We start from the raw sequence: 24,809 nt of genomic DNA, 5'->3' as shown, positions 1-24,809 counted from the left end.
ATAGTGAGACAGCTCACACTCCCCCGCGTAGCGCCTGAACGGCAACCGGTACAAAACAGGCCAATAAAACCTTTAATTACATTAAGTTAAACTCAAATATAGCGAAAAAGCTTCAGTAAGAAGCCTGGTTGACCTCTTTACGCTTTCCCGATAAGTTGGAAATCCGCTGGAAGCTTTTCGGATGAGCGTTCCGCTCATCATATTTATGCAGTAATTGAGATTCCCTCTGAAGCAAGTCCGCAATACTTGTGACACCGATGCCTGAGGCTATGAATGGGAGCGATGCGACCGGTGCGCGTATGACACGCCAACCTGCCGCCTGCCCTTTCTACGCCTGCCGTCGGCGCCGGGGATCCGCAGAGCCTGGGGAGGTTCACTGAAATGTTGTACGATAAATCCCTTGAAAAGGATAACTGTGGTTTCGGCCTGATCGCTCATATTGAAGGCGAACCCAGCCATAAAGTAGTGCGCACTGCGATTCATGCTCTGGCGCGTATGCAGCACCGTGGCGCCATTCTTGCTGACGGCAAGACTGGCGACGGCTGCGGCCTGCTGCTGCAGAAGCCCGATCGTTTTTTCCGCGTGGTGGCTGACGAGCAGGGCTGGCGCCTGGCGAAAAATTATGCCGTGGGCATGATCTTCCTGAATCAGGATGAAGAACTGGCGCGCGCCAGTCGTCGCATCGTCGAAGAAGAGGTGCTGCGCGAAACTTTATCTATCGTTGGCTGGCGCGATGTGCCGACCAATCAGCAAGTGCTGGGTGAAATCGCCCTCTCCTCTCTGCCTCGCATTGAACAAATTTTCATTAATGCGCCGGCGGGCTGGCGCCCACGCGATATGGAACGCCGCCTGTATATGGCGCGCCGCCGCATTGAAAAGCGTATTGAAGCGCTGGGCGACAAAGAGTTCTATATCTGCAGCTTCTCTAATCAGGTCAACATCTATAAAGGCCTGTGCATGCCGGCAGATCTGCCACGCTTTTATCTCGACCTGGCGGATCTGCGTCTGGAATCGGCAATCTGCCTGTTCCATCAGCGCTTCTCCACCAATACCGTGCCGCGCTGGCCGCTGGCTCAGCCCTTCCGCTATATGGCGCACAACGGCGAGATCAACACCATCGCCGGTAACCGCCAGTGGGCGCGCGCGCGCGCCTATAAATTCCAGACGCCGCTGATCCCCGATCTGCAGGACGCCGCGCCGTTCGTCAATGAAACCGGCTCCGACTCCAGTTCGATGGATAACATGCTGGAGCTGTTCCTCAGCGGCGGCATGGACCTGATCCGCGCCATGCGCCTGCTGGTGCCGCCGGCCTGGCAAAACAACCCGGATATGGGCCCTGAGCTGCGCGCGTTCTTCGATTTTAACTCGATGCATATGGAGCCGTGGGACGGCCCGGCGGGCATCGTCATGTCCGACGGCCGCTACGCCGCCTGTAACCTCGACCGCAACGGCCTGCGTCCGGCGCGCTACGTGATCACCAAAGATAAACTGATCACCTGCGCCTCGGAAGTCGGCATTTGGGATTATCAGCCCGACGAAGTGCTGGAAAAAGGCCGCGTCGGGCCGGGCGAGCTGATGGTCATCGATACCCGCTCAGGCCGTATTCTGCACTCCGCCGAAACGGATAACGATCTGAAAAGCCGCCATCCCTATCAATCCTGGATGGAAAAGAACGTTAAACGTCTGGTGCCGTTTGAAGATCTGCCTGACGATCAGGTCGGCAGCCGCGAGCTGGACGACGTGGCGCTGGCGACCTACCAGAAGCAGTTCGGCTACAGCAGCGAAGAGCTGGATCAAATCATCCGCGTGCTGGGCGAAAATGGTCAGGAAGCGGTGGGCTCAATGGGCGACGATACGCCGTTTGCGGTCCTTTCCAGCCGCCCGCGCATCATTTACGACTATTTCCGTCAGCAGTTCGCGCAGGTCACCAACCCGCCTATCGATCCGCTGCGCGAAAATCACGTAATGTCGCTGGCCACCAGCATCGGCCGCGAAATGAACGTCTTCTGCGAAGCGGAAGGCCAGGCGCACCGTGTCTCCTTTAAATCGCCGATTCTGCTGTTCTCTGACTTCCGTCAGCTAACGACGATGGAAGGCGAATACTATCGCGCCGACACGCTCGACTGCACTTTCGACCCGGCGGAACAGACACTGGAAGCGACCATTCATGCGCTCTGCGACAAGGCGGAGAGCATGGTGCGCAACGGCACAGTGCTGCTGGTACTGTCCGATCGCGCCATCAGCGAGCAGCGTCTGCCGGTGCCCGCGCCGATGGCGGTGGGCGCGATCCAGACACGCCTGGTGGAGAAAAACCTGCGCTGCGACGCTAACATTATCGTCGAGACCGCCAGTGCCCGCGATCCGCACCACTTCGCCGTGCTGCTGGGCTTCGGCGCCACCGCTATCTACCCCTATCTCGCCTATGAATCGCTGGCGAAGATGGCGGACAGCGGCGTGATTGAGAAAGATTACCGCACCCTGATGCTTAATTACCGTAACGGCATCAACAAGGGGTTGTATAAGATCATGTCCAAAATGGGCATCTCGACTATCGCTTCTTACCGCTGCTCCAAACTGTTCGAGGCGGTCGGCTTGCATAAAGATGTCTCCACACTCTGCTTCCAGGGCGTGGTTAGCCGCATCAATGGCTCAAACTTCGCCGACTTCCAGCAGGATTTGGTCAATCTGGCGAAACGCGCCTGGCTGCAGCGTAAGCCGCTGGATCAGGGCGGGCTGCTGAAATACGTTCATGGCGGCGAGTACCACGCCTATAACCCGGACGTGGTGGCGACGCTGCAAAAAGCGGTACAGAGCGGCGAATACAGCGACTATCAGCTCTACGCCCGCGCGGTTAACGAGCGCCCGGTAGCGACGCTGCGCGATCTGCTGGCGATCCAGCCTGGCACCCAGCCGGTCAGCCTGGATGACGTCGAGCCGGCGGCCGAACTTTACAAGCGCTTCGATACGGCCGCGATGTCGATCGGCGCGCTCAGCCCGGAAGCGCATGAGTCTCTGGCCGAAGCGATGAACAGCCTGGGCGGCTACTCCAACTCCGGCGAAGGCGGCGAAGATCCGGCGCGTTACGGTACCAATAAAGTCTCGCGCATCAAGCAGGTCGCTTCCGGCCGCTTCGGCGTGACGCCAGCCTACCTGGTTAACGCCGACGTAATTCAAATTAAAGTGGCCCAGGGGGCGAAACCTGGCGAAGGCGGCCAGCTGCCGGGCGATAAAGTTACGCCTTATATCGCCAAACTGCGCTACTCGGTGCCGGGCGTGACCCTGATTTCGCCGCCGCCGCATCACGATATCTACTCTATCGAGGATTTGGCGCAGCTGATTTTCGACCTGAAGCAGGTCAACCCGAAGGCAATGATCTCGGTGAAGCTGGTTTCAGAGCCGGGCGTGGGCACCATCGCCACCGGCGTAGCCAAAGCCTATGCCGACCTGATCACTATCGCCGGCTACGATGGCGGCACCGGCGCCAGCCCGCTCAGCTCGGTGAAATATGCCGGCTGTCCGTGGGAGCTGGGCCTGGTGGAAACGCAACAGGCGCTGGTGGCCAACGGCCTGCGTCACAAGATCCGTCTGCAGGTCGATGGTGGTCTGAAGACCGGACGCGACATCATTAAAGCGGCCATTCTCGGCGCGGAAAGCTTCGGCTTCGGCACCGGGCCGATGGTGGCGCTGGGCTGTAAATATCTGCGCATTTGCCATCTCAACAACTGCGCGACCGGGGTAGCAACTCAGGATGAGAAGCTGCGTAAGGACCATTACCACGGTCTGCCCTATCGCGTGACCAACTACTTCCAGTTTATCGCGCAGGAAACGCGTGAGCTTATGGCGGAGCTGGGCGTAAAAAGGCTGGTGGATCTGATTGGCCGTACCGATCTGCTAACGGTGCTGGAGGGCTTCACCGCCAAGCAGCAGAACCTGGATCTCTCTTCTCTGCTGGCGACGGCGACGCCGATGCCCGGTAAAGCGGTTTACTGCACCGAAAGCAGCAACCCGCCATTCGACAACGGCGATCTCAACAAGGCGCTGCTGCAACAGGCGATGCCTTATGTGGAAGCGAAGCAGAGCAAGACGTTCTGGTTCGATATTCGCAACACCGATCGTTCCGTCGGCGCGACACTTTCCGGCGCGATCGCCGCGATCCATGGCGATCAGGGCCTGGCGGCGGATCCGATTCGGGTTCACTACAGCGGCACCGCCGGACAGAGCTTCGGCGTATGGAACGCCGGCGGGGTCGAGCAGACGCTGACCGGCGACGCCAACGACTATGTCGGCAAAGGCATGGCGGGCGGCCTGCTGGCCATTCGTCCGCCGGTCGGCTCCGCCTTCCGCAGCCACGAAGCGACCATCGCCGGCAACACGTGTTTGTATGGCGCGACCGGCGGCAAGCTGTTTGCTGCAGGCCGTGCGGGCGAACGCTTTGCCGTGCGCAACTCCGGCGCCATTACCGTGGTCGAAGGCATCGGCGATAACGGCTGTGAATATATGACCGGCGGCATCGTCTGCGTGCTGGGCAAAACCGGCGTCAACTTTGGCGCAGGAATGACCGGCGGCTTCGCCTACGTGCTGGATGAAGATGGCGAGTTCCGCAAACGCGTCAATGCCGAGCTGGTAGAGGTACTGAGCGTAGACGATCTGGCGATTCACGAAGAGCATCTGCGCGGCCTGATCACCGAACACGTTCAGCATACCGGCTCGTCGCGCGGCGAGGAGATCCTGGCGAACTGGCCGATCTGGTCGTCAAAATTTGCGTTGGTTAAACCGAAGTCCAGTGATGTTAAAGCATTATTGGGGCACCGTAGTCGTTCCGCAGCTGAGCTGCGGGTGCAGGCGCAGTAAGAGGTCACAATGAGTCAAAACGTCTATCAGTTTATCGACTTGCAGCGCGTTGATCCGCCGAAAAAGCCGCTCAAGATCCGCAAAATCGAGTTCGTAGAGATCTACGAACCCTTTTCGGAAAGCCAGGCAAAAGCCCAGGCGGATCGCTGTTTGTCATGCGGCAACCCCTACTGCGAATGGAAGTGCCCGGTACATAACTACATTCCCAACTGGCTGAAACTGGCGAATGAGGGCCGCATTATCGAAGCGGCTGAGCTTTCGCATCAGACTAACAGCCTGCCGGAAGTGTGCGGCCGCGTCTGCCCGCAGGATCGCCTGTGCGAAGGCTCCTGCACGCTGAACGATGAGTTCGGCGCGGTGACCATCGGCAATATCGAACGTTATATCAACGATAAAGCGATGGAAATGGGCTGGCGTCCCGACCTGTCGCACGTGAAGCCGACCGGCAAACGCGTGGCGATTATCGGTGCCGGCCCGGCCGGCCTCGCCTGCGCCGACGTGCTGACCCGCAACGGCGTCAAAGCGGTGGTCTACGATCGCCATCCGGAAATCGGCGGCCTGCTCACCTTCGGCATTCCGGCGTTTAAGCTGGAAAAAGAGGTGATGACGCGTCGCCGCACCATGTTCACCGAGATGGGCATTGAGTTCCAGCTGAACACCGAAGTGGGCCGTGATGTCCAGCTCAGCGATTTGATCCATGAGTTCGATGCGGTCTTCCTCGGCGTCGGCACTTATCAGTCAATGCGCGGCGGCCTGGAAAATGAAGATGCGCCGGGCGTTCATGACGCACTGCCTTTCCTGATCGCCAATACCCGTCAGATTATGGGCTTCGATCAGCTGGCGGATCAGCCCTATATCGATATGCAGAACAAACGTGTGGTGGTGCTGGGCGGCGGCGATACGGCGATGGACTGCGTGCGCACCTCAATTCGTCAGGGCGCGACGCATGTAACCTGCGCCTACCGTCGTGATGAAGAGAACATGCCGGGTTCACGCCGCGAAGTGAAAAACGCGCGCGAAGAAGGCGTGGAGTTTCAGTTCAACCTGCAGCCGCTGGGGATTGAGATCAACGGCGCCGGGCGCGTTTGCGGCGTCAGGGTCGCACGTACGGAGATGGGCCAGCCCGACGCCCATGGCCGCCGCCGCGCCGAAATCGTCGCCGGTTCCGAGCATATTTTGCCGGCAGACGCGGTGATTGTCGCCTTTGGTTTCCGTCCGCATAAGATGGAGTGGCTGACGCAATTCAGCGTCGAGCTGGATGCACAGGGCCGTATCATTGCGCCAGAAGGCCATGATAACGCCTTCCAGACCAGCAACCCGAAAATCTTTGCCGGCGGCGACGCGGTGCGCGGTTCCGATTTGGTGGTGACTGCCATTGCCGAAGGGCGTAAAGCAGCCGAAGGGATTATGAACTACCTGGAAGTGTGATCGCCGCCAGCGCGTTAAAGGAAGGCAAGCGCGGCGATACGCATCGCGGTACGTCTGCTCTGATGCAACGTCTTGTCACCCAACCGGTAAAAAGCCTGCACTTCGTGCAGGCTTTTTTTTCGCGCGGCAGCGGCGAGTTGACGGTTGGAGCTGGCGGTTAGCGTTGATAGTGGTACTGGCAGAGGGTAGCCGGTATGGGTAGTGAGTGGCTGGCGATTGGAATGGATAGTGGTAGCGGGTATGGATAGTTAGCGGCGGGCCGATGGTCGCGAGTGTAGATAGTTAATGGCGGACCGTTGGTCGAGAGTGTAGATAGTTAATGGCTGGCCGTTGGTCGCGGGTGTGGATAGTTAATGGCTGGCCGCTGCCGCGGGTCGCCGAAAGGGTCATTGGCCTGTGCAGGCGCGCCATGCGATAGCGCCTGCGTTTCTCGCGCAGAAAAAAACGGGCCTGAGCCCGTTTTTTTACTTCACTACACGTAGTGCGGGACGTCCGCCGCGCGGCGGCGGATCATCATCCGGGTTGTCGCTTTCCGGATCGGCGTCATCAGGACGGTCGCCGTCAATCACCGACATCACCGTCTCTTCCTGCCCCTGCAGAGGCTCGCCAGTTTCCTGCAGCTCGTAGGCCGGCTCAGGCTCAAACATCGTGCCTGCGCCATTCTCGCGCGCATAGATCGCCAGTACGGCCGCAATCGGCACCGTGACCTGACGCGGCACGCCGCCGAAGCGCGCGTTAAAGCGCACTTCATCGTTGCCCAGCTCCAGATTGCCTACCGCGCGCGGCGCGATATTCAACACAATCTGTCCGTCGCGAGCATACTCCAGCGGCACCAACACGCCGGGCTGATTGATATCCACCACCAGATGCGGCGTCAGCTGGTTATCCAGCAGCCATTCATAGAAAGCGCGCAGCAGATAGGGACGACGAGCGGTAAGTTGAGACATTTCCATAGCCATTAGCCCCGGGCTTGCAGGCGCATTTCGCGTTCCGCTTCGGTCAGCGAAGCGAGGAATGAATCACGCTCGAAAACGCGCGTCATATAGCCTTTCAGCTCTTTAGTGCCACTACCGGTCAGTTCGACACCAAGCAGCGGCAGACGCCACAGCAGCGGCGCCAGGTAGCAATCCACCAGGCTGAACTCTTCGCTCAGGAAGAAAGGCGTGCGGGTGAACAGCGGCGCAATCGCCAGCAGCTCTTCACGCAGCTGCTTACGCGCCGTTTCTACCTGCTGGCCGGTGCCGGTTTCGATAGTTCGCATCAGGCTGTACCAGTCCTGCTCGATGCGGTGCATCATCAGACGGCTTTCACCACGCGCAACCGGATAAACAGGCATCAGCGGCGGATGCGGGAAGCGTTCGTCGAGGTATTCCATAATGATGCGTGATTCATACAGCGTCAGCTCGCGATCGACCAGCGTCGGCACGGTGCGATACGGGTTGAGGTCAATCAGATCCTGCGGCAGATTATCCATTTCAACCTGCTCGATCTCTACGCTGACACCTTTTTCTGCCAGTACGATACGCACCTGATGGCTGAAAATGTCAGTCGGACCAGAAAACAGCGTCATTACCGAACGTTTGTTGGCAGCGACAGCCATGAAAACCTCCAAGTTTATCCAGAATACAGTGCGAATAGCCAACCGCGCGGCGACTAACCTGCTTAACGAAATCACCCGTCGGGCGGAGCCGGGCCAATCCCCCTTCCTGTCAGGATTATCGTCCACAACTATCCGTTTAACGGGCGCAAAGTGACAGTCAGTTTACCAGATTTTAAGCACTTTGTGGGGAGGGGAAAGAAGATTTGCCGGTAAAAAGGCGCGATTAGCCCGCGTTTCGCCGACTTTTACGCATAAAAAAACCCGGCGCCAGGGCCGGGTTTTTTGTAACTGTAATCTGCCGGAGCAGAAACAATTAACGTTTGGAGAACTGCGGACGACGACGTGCTTTACGCAGGCCGACTTTCTTACGTTCAACTTCACGAGCATCACGAGTAACGAAGCCTGCTTTACGCAGTTCGCCACGCAGGGACTCGTCATACTCCATCAGAGCGCGGGTGATACCGTGACGGATCGCGCCAGCCTGACCGGAGATGCCACCACCTTTAACAGTGATGTACAGATCGAATTTACCAACCAGATCCAGCAGTTCCAGCGGCTGACGAACTACCATGCGGGCAGTTTCGCGACCGAAGTACTGTTCCAGAGAACGCTGGTTGATAACGATGTTACCGCTACCCGGCTTGATGAAGACGCGAGCGGAAGAGCTTTTGCGGCGACCAGTGCCGTAGTTTTGAGTTTCAGCCATTGCCTTTAATCCCGATTAAATGTCAAGAACTTGCGGTTGCTGTGCCGCATGGTTGTGCTCGTTGCCCGCGTAAACTTTCAGTTTACGGTACATAGCACGACCCAGCGGGCCCTTTGGCAGCATGCCTTTAACCGCGATTTCAATCACACGCTCGGGACGGCGAGCAATCATCTCTTCGAAGGTCGCTTGCTTGATACCACCGATGTGACCGGTGTGATGGTAATAAATCTTGTCGCTACGCTTGTTACCGGTTACGGCAACTTTCTCAGCGTTCAGAACGATGATGTAATCACCGGTATCGACGTGCGGAGTGTATTCCGCTTTATGCTTACCGCGCAGACGACGAGCCAGTTCAGTCGCTAAACGACCTAAAGTTTTGCCCGTCGCATCAACTACGTACCAGTCACGTTGGACGGTTTCTGGCTTAGCTGTAAAAGTTTTCATCTAAAAGCTTACCCAAATTAAGTTACACGTTGGTGAAATCCCAAACGCTTGAATAAACGGTTGAGGCTCACACGACCTTATCGACCAGCAAGCCCACCCCCTCGGACAGTTTTGCCGGTGCTACAAAGTTTTTGGGAAAAAAAACCTTGTCGTAACGTGGGGTCGCAAGATTATAGAGAAGTCATTGCCAAAGATCGATCACTTTTCATCAAAAAATCTGCGAGCCTCAGGAGAGATGCGTTAGCCGCAGATACTCCTCGCTCTGCATCTCCTGCAGGCGCGACAGACAGCGCTGATATTCGAATTTCAGCCGCTCGCCCTGATAAATGTCAAACAGCGACGCCTCCGCCGACACCACCAGTTTGACGTGCCGCTCATAAAACTCATCCACCAGCGCCAGAAAGCGACGGGCGCGATCTTCGCTGCGTGCTGTCATCACCGGCACATCGAGCAGCAGCACGCTGTGAAAGCGGCGCGACAGCTCGATATAGTCATGCTGGCTGCGCCCTTCACCGCACAGGGCGGCGAAATCGATCGCCAGCACGCCATTTTGCACGCCCTGCGTCGACAGCTGGCGGTGATTGATCTCCAGTACCGGCCGGCTCTCTGCCGCCTCGCCCGCCAGCGCGACGAACATCCGCGTCATCGCCTGACGCGTCTCATCGTTTAATGGATGCATCCAGAGGTGCGCCGAGGTCAGGGTGCGCAGACGATAATCGACGCCGGCGTCCACGTTCATGATGTCGCAGTGCTGCTTAATCTGTTCGATAGCGGGCAAGAAGCGCGCACGCTGCAGGCCGTTGCGGTAAAGATCGTCAGGCGGAATATTTGACGTGGCGACCAGCGTGATGCCACGTGCGAACAGCGCCTCCATCAGCGTGCCCAGTAGCATTGCGTCGGTAATGTCGGAGACGAAGAATTCATCGAAGCACAGCACATCTGTCTGCGCCTTAAAGCGGTCGGCGACAATCTCCAGCGGATCGCTTTCGCCCTGCAGCGCGGTCAGCTCTTCATGCACCCGCAGCATAAAACGATGGAAATGGAGCCGCAGCTTGCGATCGCCAGGAATAGACTGAAAAAACAGATCCATCACCCAGGTTTTGCCCCGCCCGACGCCGCCCCACATATAAAGGCCGCGCACCGGCGTCTCACTGCCGGTTTTCTCTTTACCTAACAGCTTGCTGAGCTTGCCGCGCCAGCCATTCGCCGGCGGAGCGGTCTGCGGTTTGGCGCTCAACGCCTGCTGGATGGCGTCTAAACGGCCGATCGCGGCGCGCTGTACTTCATCAGGCTGATATGCACCTTGTGCAAGCGCCTGTTCATAACGCGCCAGAGGGGACATCGTTTGCATTGTTAACCCTGCTTCCCTAAAAATGTCAGGTCACTGCCTGTTTGCTGAAAAAAAGTCCGTTCTACACTAAGCGATGCTGCCGCAGGATTCCACTTCCGCAAGATTAACGGTTATAGTGGCTATTATTGAAGTGGAACGCCCTACGGAACAACGAGGACAATACGGGAGTCATTATGACCTGGGAATACGGGCTAATTGGATTAGTCGTTGGCATTATTATCGGCGCTGTCGCCATGCGTTTTGGCAATAAGAAATTGCGCGAACAGCGCAGCATGCAGTACGAACTGGAGAAATCCAAAGCGGAACTGGCAGATTATCGCGAGGAGCTGACCAACCATTTCGCGCAGAGCGCCGAGCTGCTGGATAACATGGCGCGCGATTACCGCCAGCTTTATCAGCATATGGCGAAGGGCTCCAACGATCTGCTGCCGGACCTGCCGGGCGAGAAAAACCCGTTCGCCTATCAGCTTACCGAAGCGGAAGCGGATAACGACCAGGCGCCGGTGCAAATCCCGCGCGATTATTCAGAAGGCGCATCCGGCCTTCTGCGCGGCGAACGCAAGCCGCGCGACTGATCAATCAGGGCGCACCCGCGCCCTTTTCCTTTTCATTCGTCAGGCCAGAGTGCGTTATCCGACACGCAAATCATCCATTATCTTCCCTCAGTTGAGCAGCGAGAGCGTCGTAACGATGAAGAAAAAATCATTATTGTTGAGCGCGGTAGCCCTATCCGTTGGTATCAATCTGGCCATGGCCCCTTCCGCTATGGCGACGCTGCCGGCCCAGGTGCAGAATCAGCCTCTGCCCAGCCTGGCGCCGATGCTGGAGAAAGTGCTGCCTGCGGTGGTCAGCGTGCATGTTGAAGGCACCGCGACGGACGATCAAACTCAGGATCTGCCGGAGCCGTTAAAACGCTTCTTCGGCCAGCAGGGTCAGGGCGATGATGCACAGCCTCAGCCGTTTGAAGGTTTGGGCTCCGGCGTGATCATCGATGCGCAAAAGGGCTACGTGTTGACCAACAATCACGTGGTGAACGGCGCCGATAAAATCAGCGTGCAGCTGAGCGACGGACGCGAATATGACGCCAAACTGATCGGCCGTGATGAACAGACCGATATCGCGCTGATCCAGCTGCAGAACGCCAGCAACCTGACGCAGGTTAAGGTGGCGGATTCCGACCAGCTGCGCGTAGGCGATTTCGCCATCGCTATCGGCAATCCTTTTGGACTTGGCCAAACAGCCACTTCCGGCATTATCTCCGCGCTGGGGCGCAGCGGCCTGAATCTTGAAGGGCTGGAAAACTTTATTCAGACCGACGCCGCCATCAACCGCGGCAATTCTGGCGGCGCACTGGTTAACCTCAACGGTGAGCTGATCGGCATCAATACCGCCATCCTCGCCTCCAGCGGCGGGAATATCGGCATCGGCTTCGCCATTCCGGGCAATATGGCAATGGAGCTGGCGCAGCAGCTGATCGCTACCGGCGAAGTGAAGCGCGGCCAGCTCGGCATTAAGGGCACCGAAATGACCGCCGATATGGCACGCGCCTTTAACGTTGACGCCCAGCGCGGCGCCTTCGTATCGGAAGTGCTGCCGAAATCGGCGGCGGCGACCGCCGGCATTAAAGCGGGCGATATCATCACGTCGGTGGAGGGCAAGCCGATCGCCAGCTTTGCCGAGCTACGGGTAAAAATCGCCACCACTCCGCCGGGCAAAGAGGTAAAAATTGGCCTGCTGCGTGAAGGCAAACCGCTTAGCGTAACGGTCAAGCTCGACGCCAGCGCCCGTACTATGTCCAGCGATGAGCTGATGACGCCTGCCCTGCAGGGCGCCTCGCTCAGCGATGGCCAGCTGCCGGACGGCAATAAAGGCGTGAAGGTCGATGCGGTGCAGAAAGGGACGCCGGCGGAGCAGATGGGTTTGCAGAAAGATGACGTGATCATCGGCGTCAACCGCACCCGCGTGCAGGGTCTTGATGAGATGCGCAAAGTGCTGGCCAGCAAGCCGCCATTCCTGGCGTTGAATGTGGTGCGCGGCGGCGAAAGCCTCTATCTCCTGCTGCGTTAAAAAACCGGCGTATCATAACGCGGACACAACCCGTGTGTGTCCGCGTAACTCATGATATTCTGCCCCGGATCATTTCTGATATGACTTAACATCATGTTTCTTAAACTCTTGCGTTCGGTAGTTCTGGGGCTGATCGTCGCAGGTATTTTACTGGCGGCCATGCCTGCGTTGCGTATTGGCACCGGCTTGCTTTCCGAGCCGGAAAGCAGCGCCGATCAAACACCTTTCAGCTTTAATCAGGGTGTGCGCCGCGCCGTTCCTGCGGTAGTCAACGTCTATAACCGCAGCGCCGCGTCGGGCGGTAACGGACACGGCATTACCACGCTCGGTTCGGGCGTGATCATGAATAATAAAGGCTATATCCTGACCAACCGCCACGTCATCAACGGCGCCGACCAGATTATCGTCGCGCTGCAGGATGGCCGCTTCTTTGAAGCGATGCTGGTCGGCTCAGACAGCCTGACCGATTTAGCGGTATTGAAAATCACCGCCGCAAACCTGCCGGTCATCCCGATTAACCGTAACCGCATCGCGCATGTCGGCGATATCGTGATGGCGATCGGCAACCCCTACAACCTTGGGCAGACCGTAACCCAGGGCATTATCAGTGCTACCGGCCGCGTCGGCCTGAGCCCTTCCGGCCGGCAAAACTTCCTGCAGACTGATGCCTCTATCAACCGTGGCAACTCCGGCGGTGCGTTGATTAACTCGCTCGGCGAGCTGATGGGCATTAATACCCTGTCGTTTGATAAGAGCAACGACGGCGAAACGCCGGAAGGGATCGGCTTCGCCATTCCCACCGCGCTGGCGACCAAAATCATGGATAAGCTGATCCGCGACGGGCGCGTGATCCGCGGCTATATCGGCATTACCGGCCGCGAAGTGCCGCCGCTGCACGGGCAGAACGCCGGCATCGATCGCATTCAGGGCATTGTCGTCAACAATGTGGCACCGGACGGCCCCGCAGCGAAGGCAGGCATTCAGGCCAATGACCTGATTGTCAGCGTGAACGGCAAGCCGGCGGTGTCCGCTCAGGAGACGATGGATCAAGTGGCGGAGGTGCGTCCCGGCTCGGTTATCGACGTGCAGGTGATCCGCAACGATCGCAGGCTGACTTTGCCTGTCACCATTCAGGAATATCCGGCGCAGGGGTGATGGCCATAGTCGCCAAAGCCATTCAGGCGTATCCGCCGCAGGGGTGATGGTGGCAGACGCAAAAAGGGAGCCTTTCGGCTCCCTTTTTTATCGCCAGGCGACGTTTATTTAACGAACTCTTCGCCCAGCTGGATATCTTTCTTCAGCGTATCCAGCATGCCTTCCAGCGCCTTCTGCTCGAAGTCGCTCAGCTTGCCGATAGGGCGACGCTCGGCGACACCCTCTTTGCCCAGCAGCAGCGGCTGTGAGAAGAAACGCGCATATTCACCGTCACCTTCGACATAAGCACACTCGACCACATTGCTTTCGCCCTGCAGCGCGCGCACCAGCGACAGGCCGAAACGCGCCGCCGCCTGGCCCATCGACAGCGTAGCCGATCCGCCACCCGCTTTCGCTTCCACCACTTCGGTGCCCGCATTCTGAATGCGTTTCGTCAGGTCGGCCACTTCCTGCTCGCTGAAGGAGACGCCGGGAACCTGAGAAAGCAGCGGCAGAATGGTGACGCCGGAGTGGCCGCCGACGACGGGCACGTTCAGTTCAGTTGGCTGCTTGCCTTTCAGCTCGGCGACAAAGGTATTGGAACGGATGATATCCAGCGTGGTGACGCCGAACAGACGATTTTTATCGTAAACGCCCGCTTTTTTCAGCACTTCGGCAGCGATGGCGACGGTGGTGTTCACCGGGTTGGTAATAATGCCGATCAGCGCTTTCGGCGCGGTTTTCGCTACCTGCTCAATCAGGTTACGTACGATGCCCGCATTGACGTTAAACAGATCGGAGCGGTCCATGCCGGGCTTACGCGCCACGCCTGCAGAAATCAGCACCACATCGGCGCCCTGCAGCGCAGGCGTCGCATCTTCGCCGCTGAAGCCTTTAATATTCACCGCCGTAGGAATGTGGCTTAAGTCGACGGCCACACCGGGCGTAACGGGCGCGATATCGTACAGGGAGAGTTCTGAACCCGCTGGTAACTGGGTTTTAAGCAGAAGTGCGAGTGCCTGGCCGATACCACCAGCCGCACCGAGAACTGCAACTTTCATCCTAAACTCCTTATTATAGTGAGCAGAAAAATGCCGGGATCCAGCGGGGTAACATGCTGGACGGCCTGAGAAGCAATAGCGAGGACGTTGTCATCGTTTTGCGGGGCACTGCACAAACAGCCTGCAAAACGGGTGAGAATGACCGCAGGACAAACAGGCCGGTGGCTGGCCATAACTGGATGCAGACACATTAATCAGCCGTACCTTACACCGTTCATGTTTATCAGAACAACATCAATTCTATAACAATCCCTTCACTTCGTCTGCCATAGCTATGCGTTCGCACTCAATTTTATCTTGGGCGAAAGTCTGCTAAAATGCGCGCCCTCCACGCGGTAAAGCAGATCGTCCCCGCAGCGGATTTGCATAAACATTCATCTAAATGCATAATAATGTATCGCCTGCTCGCCGGGCTTCACTGCATTTTTTATATTATCGGTAGCCTATGCGTAACCCATCGAAACAAGAAGATCTGATCAAAGCGTTCAAAGCTTTACTTAAAGAAGAAAAGTTCAGCTCGCAGGGTGAGATTGTGACCGCACTGCAGGAAGAGGGCTTCGACAACATCAACCAGTCGAAAGTCTCGCGAATGCTGACCAAGTTCGGTGCGGTTCGTACCCGTAACGCCAAAATGGAGATGGTTTACTGCCTGCCGGCCGAGCTGGGCGTGCCGACCACCACTTCGCCGCTGAAAAATCTGGTGCTGGATATCGACTACAACGATGCGCTGGTGGTGATCCATACCAGCCCCGGCGCCGCGCAGCTGATCGCACGCCTGCTCGACTCGCTGGGCAAAGCGGAAGGCATTCTCGGCACCATTGCCGGCGACGACACTATCTTTATTACGCCAGCGCGCGCCTTTACCGTGAAGCAGCTGTATGAAGCGATACTGAACCTGTTCGAACAGGAGCTGTAAGCGCTCAGGATCATTAGCGCCGCGCCGCTAATGATCTTTTCTCCCCCTTCTTTGTTTTCTCCCGTCTGTTCAGTCCCGAATGGAATAAAGCCGCTGCGCTTTACGTCGTCATCAGCGGCCCTATTCGCATTATGTGCTGCTATCCCGCTTTGTTACCAGGTCATATGACTGCTTTACTCTCTCAGCCAGTGTTTTTCACCACCGAGCAAAGCACAAATAGATAAAGTCACTCATGTGACTGTTTTAACGCTAAATTAACGAAAGATGGACAAAATCCAGGCGATTTTTATAACTAATCGCTATAAAAATGTGCTTGCGGGCTAAAGTGTCACAACAAAACATTATTAGCGGCATATTAATTTCAGACGTTATTAGATCTATACTTGTTTTCGTGATGAGAATCACAGAACAGATAAAGAGAAAAACAAAAGACGAGGAACAGATCAATGAACATTAAAACTACTATCGCTGCAGCCAGCCTGCTTTCTATGCTGTCGTTCGGCGCTTTCGCCGCCGAATCTGTTAATGCCGAACAGGCGCAAAACCTGCAGCCGGTTGGCACTGTAAGCATGGGCGGCGTCGCAGGCGTTCCGATGGATATTCATCAGGCGCTGCAGGCAAAAGCTGAACGTGAAGGCGCCAGCGCTTACCGCATCATCGAAGCGCGCAACAACGACACCTGGCACGTCACCGCCGAACTGTATAAATAAGCCCTACGCTGGCACAGGCCAGCAGCTATACCGATAAATCAGGCAGCCCCAAATATAAAAAACGCTATCAAGCCATGCAGGCTGCCGTCATCACTGAATACTCTGGAGTCATACCATGAAAACCGCATTCACCCTTGCTGCTTTAAGTTTCGCAACTGTTCTCTCATTCGGCGCCAACGCTGCCGAGCTGGTGACACCGCAGGATGTCGCCAGCCAGAATCTGCAGCCGATCGGCACCATCTCCGTAAGCGGCATCGACGGCAGCCCGACCACTATCCGCGAACATCTGTCGCAGAAAGCGGACAAACAGGGCGCTTCTGCCTACCGCGTCGTTGAGGCCTACAACAACGGTAACTACCACGCTACCGCTGAAATCTATAAATAATCATCAGGCGCACGCCTGAATCTGGCATCGATGACCTGGTCTTGATGTGTAACCCGCAGGTTGTTGATCGCAGGAGGAGTCGAATAATGAAGATGAAAACAGCTGTTTCTGCTGTTGGCCTGCTGATAATGGCGACGTTTGGCGCTTCCGCCGCGGAACTGGTCACTCAGCAACAGGCGCAGCAATTGCAGTCTGCGGGGATCATTACCGCCAGCGGCGTCGGCGGTTCGCCGATGGACTACCGCGCGCAGCTTTCTCAGAAAGCGGATGCGCAGGGCGCGCGCGCTTACCGCATTATCGAAGCGCGCACCGGCGACAGCTGGCACGCTACGGCGGAACTCTATAAGTAATTCCTCGTCAACTGCCTGACGAACCCTTTGGCCCCGTACGTTGGGGCCTTTTTTATGTCATCTTTTCGTCGGGGCCGGTCAGGACGGGCGTACGTTGAAACGCAGCTTTCCTTCCAGCTCCTCTTCCGCCTCGTCAAACAGCAGGATCAGCGCGCCGTAGCGACGCTTTTGTCCTGCGCCGAGATGGATAAACTCAATCTCTACCGGTAACGGCAAGGATTCGGTAACAGCATCCCATAGCGAATCTAAATCGACGATTAACTGGTCTGACAGCGCGAAGCGTTCACTGAACTGACGATAAAAATGCGCCTGATCGACGATCTCATTAAAGTCAAAACTCTCTTTCTTCATGCCGGCTGCTCCGTAATGCGTCATCGGGCGCCTGCGCGCCCGATGGGGTTAAAGGCCACCAATATGCAGGGCTTTGACTTCCAGATACTCCTCAATGCCCAATATCGATCCTTCGCGTCCCAGCCCGGATTCTTTCACGCCGCCGAACGGGGCCAGCTCGGTCGAGACGGCACATTCGTTAATGCCGATCATGCCGCTCTCCAGCGCGGCGGAGACGCGGAAGACCCGCTGCAGATTCTGCGTATAGAAGTAGGCCGCCAGACCATATTCAGTGGCGTTGGCGCGCTCAATCACCTCCTCCTCGCTGGCGAAGCGGAAGCAGGCGGCCACCGGGCCGAACGTCTCCTCGCGCGCCAGCTTCATCTCCTCGCTGGCGTCGGCGATCACCGTCGGCTGCCAGAAATTGCCGCCCAGCGCGTGACGCGCGCCGCCCGCCACGATACGCCCGCCTTTGGCCTGCGCGTCGTTAACATGCTCTTCGACTTTCTCTACCGCTGCGGCATTGATCAGCGGGCCGACCACTACCCCCTCCTCCATGCCGTTGCCGACCTTCAGCTGCTTTACCTCTTCCGCCAACTGGTTGACGAAGCGATCGTAAACCGTCTCATGAATAAAGAAACGGTTAACGCTGACGCACACCTGGCCCGCGTTACGGAATTTATTAGCGATGGCGCCTTTTACCGCCGCATCGATGTCGGCATCTTCAAACACGATATAAGGCGCGTTGCCGCCCAGCTCCATCGAGATCTTTTTCATCGTCTCGGCGGCATTGCGCATCAGCGTTTTCCCCACGGCGGTCGAGCCGGTAAAGGAGATTTTGCGCACCGCGTCACTGGCCATAATGGCGTCGCTGATGGCATGCGTATCGCCGGCAACGCCGTTCAGTACGCCATCAGGCACACCGGCCTTTTTCGCCAGCGCCAGCAGCGCGAAAGCGGAAAGCGGCGTGTTGTTGGCCGGCTTGATAATACCGGTGCAGCCCGCCGCCAGCGCCGGGCCCAGCTTGCGCGTCAGCATCGCCATCGGGAAATTCCACGGCGTGATGGCAGCCACGACGCCAATCGGCTCGCGCGTCGCCAGAATGCGTGCGCCGGTTTTCGCCGGAGGGATGATTTCGCCGTTAATGCGTTTGGCCTGCTCGGCGAACCACTGAATAAAACTGGCGGCGTATTCCACTTCCCCTTCCGCCTCTTTCAGCGGCTTGCCCTGCTCCGCCGTCATCAGTTCGCCCAGCCAGCGTTTATTGTCAATAATCAGCTGATACCAGCGGTAGAGGATCTCTGAACGCTGCTTCGCCGTCAGCGCGCGCCAGGCGGGAAAGGCTTTCTGCGCCGCTGCGATAGCCTGCTCCGTCTCTTTTTTACCGCCTTTCGCCACTTGCGCGAGGGTTTCGCCGGTCGCCGGGTTCAGCACATCGAAGGTGTCAGTAAGGGTATGCCACTGGCCGTTAATCAAACAGCCGGTCTGGAAAAGATCGTTATCCTGCAGGGAATGAGGCATTTTTCGCTCCTGTTTTTAGCATCCTGTAGAGCCAAGTATAGTTGGCAAAGGCCGCGCATTTGGCCTTTGGGCAGGATGAAACCGGGGAAAAAAGGCGAAAGTGCCGGCGTCAGGGCGGCGCCGGCGTGGGATCAGGTGTTAATCAGCGTGTGCTGATATTTTTTCAGCATATCGGCCAGCCGCTTCACCGGCTCCGTTACGCTCAGCGGCGCGTCATACTGCGTCAGTTTCTCCTGATAGGTCTCGAACTCGCGCAGCAGGCGCTGGTAATAGTAGCGCCGTTTATCGTCGCTGCGTGAGGCGATCACCCGATCGGCGGTGTAGCGCAGCTGCTTATGGAACGCCGAGAGATCGGCATTGACCGGGATCTCTGCATTACGCAGCCGCTGGTGGCCGATGATCAGCGTCAGCGCGATGCGGTACTTGTCGATATCGCCCGGAAACAGATTCAGCAGCAGAAACAGCTGCTGATAGAGCGCAGGCAGGTGATTTTCTTTCCGCCGCGCCTGATTGGTGGTCAACGCCGAGACCGCAGCGTACATAAAGCGGTTCAGCAGCGTGCGGCCAGTACGCGCGCGCGAGTTATCGCGAATAATCAGGATCACCATCAGCGCGACGAAACAGCCGATCACCTGTCCCAGCGCGCTGTCGAGAAACGCATCGACGGAAAAGGTCATCGGGTTATCCAGCACCAGCACGTTAAGCGTGCCGACAAAAGCGCCCAGCGTGCCGAGCTGCCGCCGCTGAATAAAGATGCCGGCGACAAACGCCAGTGTGCCAATGGCGATGCAGAGCAGCAGCATGCTCTGCTGCGTGGCGGGCATGATCACCATAAAGTAGAGCGCCCCGAGCGGCACCGCCACCGTCATGCCGTACAGAAAATCTTTCGCCATCATCAACGGGTTCGGCGCGCGCATCGCCAGCGCGGTGATCACTGCCAGCATTATCATGCAGCCGCTGCCGGAGGTCCAGCCGGTATAGAGCCAGAACAGCGAGCCCAGCGCGGTGGCGACAAAGGTGCGGATGCCGTTGATCATCGCGTGATGCGTCTCCGCCGAGCGGGCGCGCACCACCTCCACATCCTCTTTCAGAATCGCCTCTTCCTGCTGGCCGATGCTGCTGTTGGTCTGAACGCCCTTCAACAGCAGCAGGTAGTCCGTGGCCGCCCCGACCCAGCTCGCCAGCGTCAGCGGCGTGCTTTTGCTGCCAGAGGCACCGATCACGCGGCGCAGGGTTTTCAGATGCTTGTGCAGATCGCCGAGGTTATTCACCTCTTTTTCCATCAGCAGGCGATACTGCGGCGCAATATATTCCGGGCGCGAATTCTGGATCAGGAAGGTTTCCGCCGCCTGGGTAATCAGCGTCAGCGACAGCGTATGCAGCGCCTTGAGACGGCGGTTGGCACGCTGCCAACGCGACGATTCCATAATCAGCTGGCTGCGCATGCCGTTAAGGGTAGTGGTGCGGCGCACCAGGTTGCCCCAGGCCTTATCCACCTCATCCTTATCGCCATGCGCCACGCAGAGCTGCAGCAGACGATACTGCTCCAGCAGCAGCGATTCGATCTCTTTGTCGATCACTTTTTTAATCGAGCGCGGCGAGAAAATCATATCCGCCAGGATAGCGCAGACAATGCCGATGACGATTTCGCTGCAGCGCTCGACGGCGAACTGCGGCGCCAGCATCGGCGTGCCGCCGGGGAACATATCGACGCTGACCACAATAATCAGCGCGGTATAGCCCGCCAGCCCCAGCGCATAGGAGTTTTCAACGCGGATAAGGGAGGAAAGCCAGACGCAGACGCCCGCCCAGATGCAACAGAGCAGCAGCATCACCACCGGCGCGCGGATGGTGGCGATCATAATCACCAGCGCCGCCAGGCAGCCAAGGAAGGTGCCGATAATACGCAGCATGCCGCGGTGACGCAGCGCGCCGGAGTAAGGATCGCCGCCGGCGGCGAACGCAGTACCGCCCGCCACGATGCCGGCGGTCATCACCGCCCAGCGCGGCGTTTCCAGATTAAAGTGAAAACCGACCAGCAGCGCCGCCAGCAGGGCGAAAGTCAGCTTAACCGGGAAGCGTAGCCGTTCGAGTTGCATCACGCCCCCGCTTAACCGAACTCACGCAGGCGGTGCAGCAGCCGGGCAAGCGGCGACTGCGGCGCCTGTTCGCGATCTTTCTCGCCGGTGACCACTACCGTCGCGGTGGTGCCGGCTGGATAGAGGTTACCCTGCTGGCGATCGAGACGGATCTTAACCGGCACGCGCTGCGCCAGGCGTACCCACTCCAGGTTGGAATCGATGGTCGCCATCCCTTTGCTGTCGACACTGCTGCTGCTGTTGGTCACGCCGGCGGCGATGGAATCCACCGTACCGCGCAGCACGCGCTCGCTGCCCAGCGGGGTAATTTCGGCGCGATAGCCCGGACGGATCCCTTCCAGCTTGGTCTCTTCCATATAGGCCATAATGTAGTAGGAATCCGCTTTCACCAGCGCCACCGAGGTGGTGCCGCGGTTAATAAACTCGCCGGTAAAGACATTCAGGTTGGTGACCCAGCCGTTGGACGGCGCGCGGATCACCGTGCGCTCCAAATCGAGCTTCGCCAGATCGCGCGTGGCCTGCGCTTTCGCCAGCTGATGTTCAGAGGTTTGTAAATCGTTGTTCGACTGCTCGATCGCTTCGCGCGACATGGCGATCACGCCCAGCTTATTACGCCGCGCCGCCTCACGCCGTTTCTCATCCACCAGCGACTGATAGTACTGCACGTCCGCTTCCGCCTCCGCCAGCGTTTTCTGGAAACGCGGCTGATCGATGGTGAACAGCACGTCACCCTTCTTCACATACTGGTTGTCGCGTACGCGCACATCGGTGATCAAACCGGTCACATCCGGCGAAATCGCCACCACGTCGGCGGTGAATTTCGCATCACGCGTCCAGGGCGACTCAGTGTAAAAAGCCCAGGCGCGGAACACGACGACGACGGCGATCGCAACCAGAATCAGGGTAATGGCATAGCGCGCAATTTTTCTTATTAGAGCTTTCACTTAAAACCTCAGACGAACAGACGGGATACCAGATAAAACAGGCAGCAATAGAGAGCGGTGTTAAACAGCGCCGGATGCCAGACAAAATCATAGATACCGACCGGCAGCAGTACGCGGCGCACCAGCCAGAACAGCAAAAGCGAAACGATGATTTCAAAAAATATGGGCGGGAAAGAGAGCCCAAATATGACAATAACCGGTAACACACTCATCTTTTATCCTTGTTGATACGTAACCGGGCCTTTCCGTTATGCCAACACGAAGCCGCCCCGTTGCTACAGGCGGTTTCGCATGATGGGTTGATGATGGTCGGACGACAGGTACACTGTCAGACGAATATCAGAACCTAAAGCATAGCGTGTACTACATACTTTGACACAGAAGGTGAGTAACCAGACGGCAACCCGGCGTCATATAGTAACGCGCCTGACTATAAGTTATCTACATAATGTGATCTAAATCACTTTTAAGCCAGAGTGAATAATGGAACGTCTGAAAGGCATGTCAGTTTTCGCCAAAGTGGTTGAATTAGGCTCATTTACCGCCGCCGCACGGCAGCTGCAGATGAGTGTCTCTTCTATCAGCCAGATTGTGGCGAAACTGGAAGATGAGCTACAGGTTAAATTGCTCAATCGCAGTACGCGCAGCATCGGCCTCACCGAGGCGGGACGCATCTATTATCAGGGCTGCCGCCGGATGCTGACCGAAGCGCATCAGGTACATGAGCAGCTCTACGCATTTAATAATTCGCCCATCGGCACGCTGCGCATCGGCAGCTCCTCTACTATGGCGCAGAATGTGCTGGCGACCATGACAGCCGAAATGCTACAGGAATACCCTGGCCTGACGGTTAATCTGGTGACCGGCATTCCGGCGCCCGATCTGATCGCCGACGGCCTCGACGTGGTGATCCGCGTCGGCGCGCTGCAGGATTCCAGCCTCTTTTCGCGGCGGCTCGGCTCAATGCCGATGGTGGTCTGCGCGGCAAAACATTATCTCGAGCAGCACGGTACGCCGGAGAAGCCCGCCGATATCGCCAACTTCTCCTGGCTGGAATATAGCGTGCGTCCGGACAGCGATTTTGAGCTGGTGGCGCCCGAAGGCATCAGCACCCACCTTTCGCCGCAGGGGCGCTTCGTCACTAACGATTCGCAAACCCTGATCCGCTGGCTGAAAGCGGGCTGCGGTATCGCGTACGTGCCCTTGATGTGGGTGATTGAAGAGATTAAGGCGGGCGAGGTGGAAATTCTTTTTAGCCGCTATCAGTCCGATCCGCGCCCGGTCTATGCGCTGTATACCCAGAAAGATAAGCTGCCGCTGAAGGTACAGGTCTGTATCGACTATCTCAGCGCCTGGTTTAAAAAGGTGGCGCAGATCTATCAGGAACACCGCGAGAGCGGCGGATAATTCCCCTGGCGCCGATGTCGCCAGGGGAGAGGCGTTATCAGGCGGTGCCGCCGACGGTCAGACGATCCAGCTTCAGAGTCGGCTGGCCGACGCCGACCGGCAGGCTCTGCCCCTCTTTGCCGCAGACGCCGACACCTTTATCCAGCGCCAGATCGTTGCCGACCATCGAGATCTGCTGCATCGCTTCAATGCCGGAGCCGATAAGCGTAGCGCCCTTCACCGGACGGGTCACTTTGCCTTTCTCAATCAGATAGGCTTCTGAAGTGGAGAAGACGAACTTGCCGGAGGTGATATCCACCTGGCCGCCGCCGAAGTTCGGCGCATAGAGGCCATACTCGACGCTTTCGATAATCTCCTGCGGCGTCGAGTGCCCGGCCAGCATATAGGTATTGGTCATACGCGGCATCGGCAGATGCGCATAGGATTCGCGGCGTCCGTTGCCGGTCGGCGCGACGCCCATCAGACGCGCGTTAAGCTTGTCCTGCATATACCCTTTCAGCACGCCGTTTTCGATCAGTACATTATACTGGCCCGGCACGCCTTCGTCGTCGATCGCCAGCGAGCCGCGCAGGCCGCTGAGGGTGCCGTCATCCACCACCGTACAGAGTTCAGAAGCAACCTGCTTGCCCATCTGGCCGCTAAACATGGAGGTACCGCGACGGTTAAAGTCGCCTTCCAGACCGTGACCCACGGCCTCATGAAGCAGCACACCCGGCCAGCCCGCGCCCAGCACTACCGGAATCGAGCCTGCCGGCGCCGCCACTGCGGAGAGGTTAACCAGCGCCATACGCACCGCTTCGCGCGCCCAGCTTTCCGCGCGCACTTCGCCCGCTTCGTCCGCCAGGAAGAAATCGTAGCCGGTACGTCCGCCGCCGCCGCTGGAGCCGCGCTCACGCTTGCCGTCTTCTTCGACTAATACGCTGACCGACAGGCGCACCAGCGGGCGTACATCCGCCGCCAGCGTGCCGTCGGTGGCCGCCACCAGCACCAGCTCATAGACGCCGGTCAGGCTGGCGCTCACTTCCTGCACGCGTTTGTCCGCTGCGCGCGCCGCGCTGTCCACGCGGTGCAGCAGGGCGATTTTCTCTTCGCGCGACAGGCTCTGCAGCGGATCGTTTACCGGGTAGAGCGCACGATGATTGATTGCCGCCAGCGCCTGCGCCCGGCCGTCGCCCTGCTCGCGCACGATGCTGCGCGCCGCCTGCGCACTCTGTTGCAGCGCGTTCAGGGTGATCTGATCGGCATAGGCGAAGCCGGTTTTCTCGCCGCTGACGGCGCGTACGCCGACGCCCTGGTCGATATTCCAGGAGCCATCTTTAATAATGCGGTCTTCCAGCACCCAGGATTCGTGGTAGCTGGACTGGAAATAGAGATCGGCATAATCCAGACGACGTTCTGAAAGCTGCCCAAGCAGGGTGAACAGATCCTGCTGATTGATGTTGTTCGCAGTTAGCAATTGCTCACTTACCAGATTCAGACTCATCGTTTCTCACTCGTTGTGTGAC

The 24,809-nt window shown here is 57.9% G+C and carries 22 protein-coding genes; 10 read left to right on the top strand and 12 right to left on the bottom strand.

The genetic code is table 11. The features are described 5' to 3' along the window. The first annotated feature begins 381 nt into the window (after positions 1-381). Entirely contained in the window at positions 382-4,851 is a 4,470-nt protein-coding gene (gene gltB / locus C2E15_RS02540) for a glutamate synthase large subunit (protein WP_104955993.1), read from the top strand. A gap of 9 nt (positions 4,852-4,860) precedes the next feature. After that, positions 4,861-6,279: a glutamate synthase small subunit gene (locus tag C2E15_RS02535; RefSeq protein WP_104955992.1), complete on the top strand. Its 1,419-nt coding sequence runs from the start codon at positions 4,861-4,863 to the stop codon at positions 6,277-6,279. A gap of 464 nt (positions 6,280-6,743) precedes the next feature. Here C2E15_RS02535 and sspB read toward each other — a convergent pair whose 3' ends face one another. The 5 genes from sspB to zapE all read right to left on the bottom strand — a co-directional run bounded on the left by sspB (position 6,744) and on the right by zapE (position 10,380). After that, the gene (gene sspB, locus C2E15_RS02530) at positions 6,744-7,232 is read right to left on the bottom strand and encodes a ClpXP protease specificity-enhancing factor (protein WP_104959050.1); all 489 of its coding nucleotides are present in this window, start codon (positions 7,230-7,232) and stop codon (positions 6,744-6,746) included. A gap of 5 nt (positions 7,233-7,237) precedes the next feature. Next, the gene (gene sspA / locus C2E15_RS02525; RefSeq protein ID WP_038628812.1) at positions 7,238-7,879 is read right to left on the bottom strand and encodes a stringent starvation protein SspA; all 642 of its coding nucleotides are present in this window, start codon (positions 7,877-7,879) and stop codon (positions 7,238-7,240) included. A gap of 313 nt (positions 7,880-8,192) precedes the next feature. Then, positions 8,193-8,585 carry a 30S ribosomal protein S9 gene (gene rpsI / locus C2E15_RS02520; protein ID WP_038628814.1) on the bottom strand — a complete coding sequence of 131 codons (393 nt, stop codon included), beginning with the start codon at positions 8,583-8,585 and terminating at the stop codon, positions 8,193-8,195. 15 nt (positions 8,586-8,600) lie between these two features. Continuing rightward, on the bottom strand, positions 8,601-9,029 hold the full coding sequence (rplM, locus tag C2E15_RS02515; RefSeq protein WP_006121722.1) for a 50S ribosomal protein L13: 429 nt from the start codon (positions 9,027-9,029) through the stop codon (positions 8,601-8,603). Between the two features lie 226 nt (positions 9,030-9,255). Continuing rightward, positions 9,256-10,380 (bottom strand): cell division protein ZapE, encoded by a 1,125-nt coding sequence (gene zapE, locus C2E15_RS02510; RefSeq protein ID WP_104955991.1) that lies wholly within the window; start codon positions 10,378-10,380, stop codon positions 9,256-9,258. Positions 10,381-10,553: 173 nt separating this feature from the next. Here zapE and zapG point away from each other — a divergent pair, with 173 nt between their 5' ends. From zapG to degS, 3 genes are all read left to right on the top strand, one after another. Next, positions 10,554-10,955, top strand: a complete 402-nt coding sequence (zapG, locus tag C2E15_RS02505; RefSeq protein ID WP_104955990.1) for a Z-ring associated protein ZapG — start codon at positions 10,554-10,556, stop codon at positions 10,953-10,955. A 115-nt stretch (positions 10,956-11,070) separates the two neighbouring features. After that, positions 11,071-12,447 (top strand): serine endoprotease DegQ, encoded by a 1,377-nt coding sequence (gene degQ, locus C2E15_RS02500; protein ID WP_104955989.1) that lies wholly within the window; start codon positions 11,071-11,073, stop codon positions 12,445-12,447. 93 nt (positions 12,448-12,540) lie between these two features. Further along, positions 12,541-13,602, top strand: a complete 1,062-nt coding sequence (gene degS, locus C2E15_RS02495; protein ID WP_104955988.1) for an outer membrane-stress sensor serine endopeptidase DegS — start codon at positions 12,541-12,543, stop codon at positions 13,600-13,602. A 104-nt stretch (positions 13,603-13,706) separates the two neighbouring features. Here the strand turns inward: degS and mdh are convergent, their stop codons facing one another. After that, entirely contained in the window at positions 13,707-14,642 is a 936-nt protein-coding gene (gene mdh / locus C2E15_RS02490) for a malate dehydrogenase (RefSeq protein WP_104955987.1), read from the bottom strand. A gap of 445 nt (positions 14,643-15,087) precedes the next feature. Here mdh and argR point away from each other — a divergent pair, with 445 nt between their 5' ends. The 4 genes from argR (at position 15,088) to yhcN (C2E15_RS02470) (ending at position 17,003) form a co-directional block, all read left to right on the top strand. Further along, a complete protein-coding gene (gene argR / locus C2E15_RS02485; protein ID WP_038628827.1) occupies positions 15,088-15,558 on the top strand; it encodes a transcriptional regulator ArgR in 471 nt (156 codons plus the stop codon). Between the two features lie 446 nt (positions 15,559-16,004). Next, the gene (gene yhcN / locus C2E15_RS02480; RefSeq protein WP_104955986.1) at positions 16,005-16,268 is read left to right on the top strand and encodes a peroxide/acid stress response protein YhcN; all 264 of its coding nucleotides are present in this window, start codon (positions 16,005-16,007) and stop codon (positions 16,266-16,268) included. 115 nt (positions 16,269-16,383) lie between these two features. Then, entirely contained in the window at positions 16,384-16,653 is a 270-nt protein-coding gene (gene yhcN, locus C2E15_RS02475; RefSeq protein WP_104955985.1) for a peroxide/acid stress response protein YhcN, read from the top strand. An 86-nt stretch (positions 16,654-16,739) separates the two neighbouring features. Next, complete coding sequence (gene yhcN, locus C2E15_RS02470; protein WP_104955984.1) at positions 16,740-17,003, top strand: peroxide/acid stress response protein YhcN; 264 nt, start codon at positions 16,740-16,742, stop codon at positions 17,001-17,003. Positions 17,004-17,081: 78 nt separating this feature from the next. Here yhcN (C2E15_RS02470) and C2E15_RS02465 read toward each other — a convergent pair whose 3' ends face one another. From C2E15_RS02465 to aaeX, 5 genes are all read right to left on the bottom strand, one after another. Beyond that, positions 17,082-17,354 (bottom strand): barstar family protein, encoded by a 273-nt coding sequence (locus C2E15_RS02465; protein WP_104955983.1) that lies wholly within the window; start codon positions 17,352-17,354, stop codon positions 17,082-17,084. A gap of 48 nt (positions 17,355-17,402) precedes the next feature. Beyond that, complete coding sequence (locus C2E15_RS02460) at positions 17,403-18,854, bottom strand: NAD-dependent succinate-semialdehyde dehydrogenase (RefSeq protein WP_104955982.1); 1,452 nt, start codon at positions 18,852-18,854, stop codon at positions 17,403-17,405. 131 nt (positions 18,855-18,985) lie between these two features. Next, the gene (gene aaeB / locus C2E15_RS02455) at positions 18,986-20,953 is read right to left on the bottom strand and encodes a p-hydroxybenzoic acid efflux pump subunit AaeB (RefSeq protein WP_104955981.1); all 1,968 of its coding nucleotides are present in this window, start codon (positions 20,951-20,953) and stop codon (positions 18,986-18,988) included. An 11-nt stretch (positions 20,954-20,964) separates the two neighbouring features. Further along, positions 20,965-21,897 carry a p-hydroxybenzoic acid efflux pump subunit AaeA gene (gene aaeA / locus C2E15_RS02450; RefSeq protein ID WP_104955980.1) on the bottom strand — a complete coding sequence of 311 codons (933 nt, stop codon included), beginning with the start codon at positions 21,895-21,897 and terminating at the stop codon, positions 20,965-20,967. Between the two features lie 8 nt (positions 21,898-21,905). Further along, a complete protein-coding gene (aaeX, locus tag C2E15_RS02445) occupies positions 21,906-22,109 on the bottom strand; it encodes a p-hydroxybenzoic acid efflux pump operon protein AaeX (protein WP_104955979.1) in 204 nt (67 codons plus the stop codon). Between the two features lie 271 nt (positions 22,110-22,380). Here aaeX and aaeR point away from each other — a divergent pair, with 271 nt between their 5' ends. Next, positions 22,381-23,304 carry an HTH-type transcriptional activator AaeR gene (gene aaeR / locus C2E15_RS02440; RefSeq protein ID WP_104955978.1) on the top strand — a complete coding sequence of 308 codons (924 nt, stop codon included), beginning with the start codon at positions 22,381-22,383 and terminating at the stop codon, positions 23,302-23,304. Between the two features lie 37 nt (positions 23,305-23,341). Here aaeR and tldD read toward each other — a convergent pair whose 3' ends face one another. Further along, entirely contained in the window at positions 23,342-24,787 is a 1,446-nt protein-coding gene (tldD, locus tag C2E15_RS02435) for a metalloprotease TldD (RefSeq protein ID WP_104955977.1), read from the bottom strand. Positions 24,788-24,809: the final 22 nt, after the last annotated feature.

It is taken from the genome of Mixta gaviniae (genome assembly GCF_002953195.1).
Classification (GTDB): domain Bacteria; phylum Pseudomonadota; class Gammaproteobacteria; order Enterobacterales; family Enterobacteriaceae; genus Mixta; species Mixta gaviniae.
Note: the sequence above shows the minus strand (reverse complement) of the source record. Positions and strands in the feature narration are given on the sequence as shown.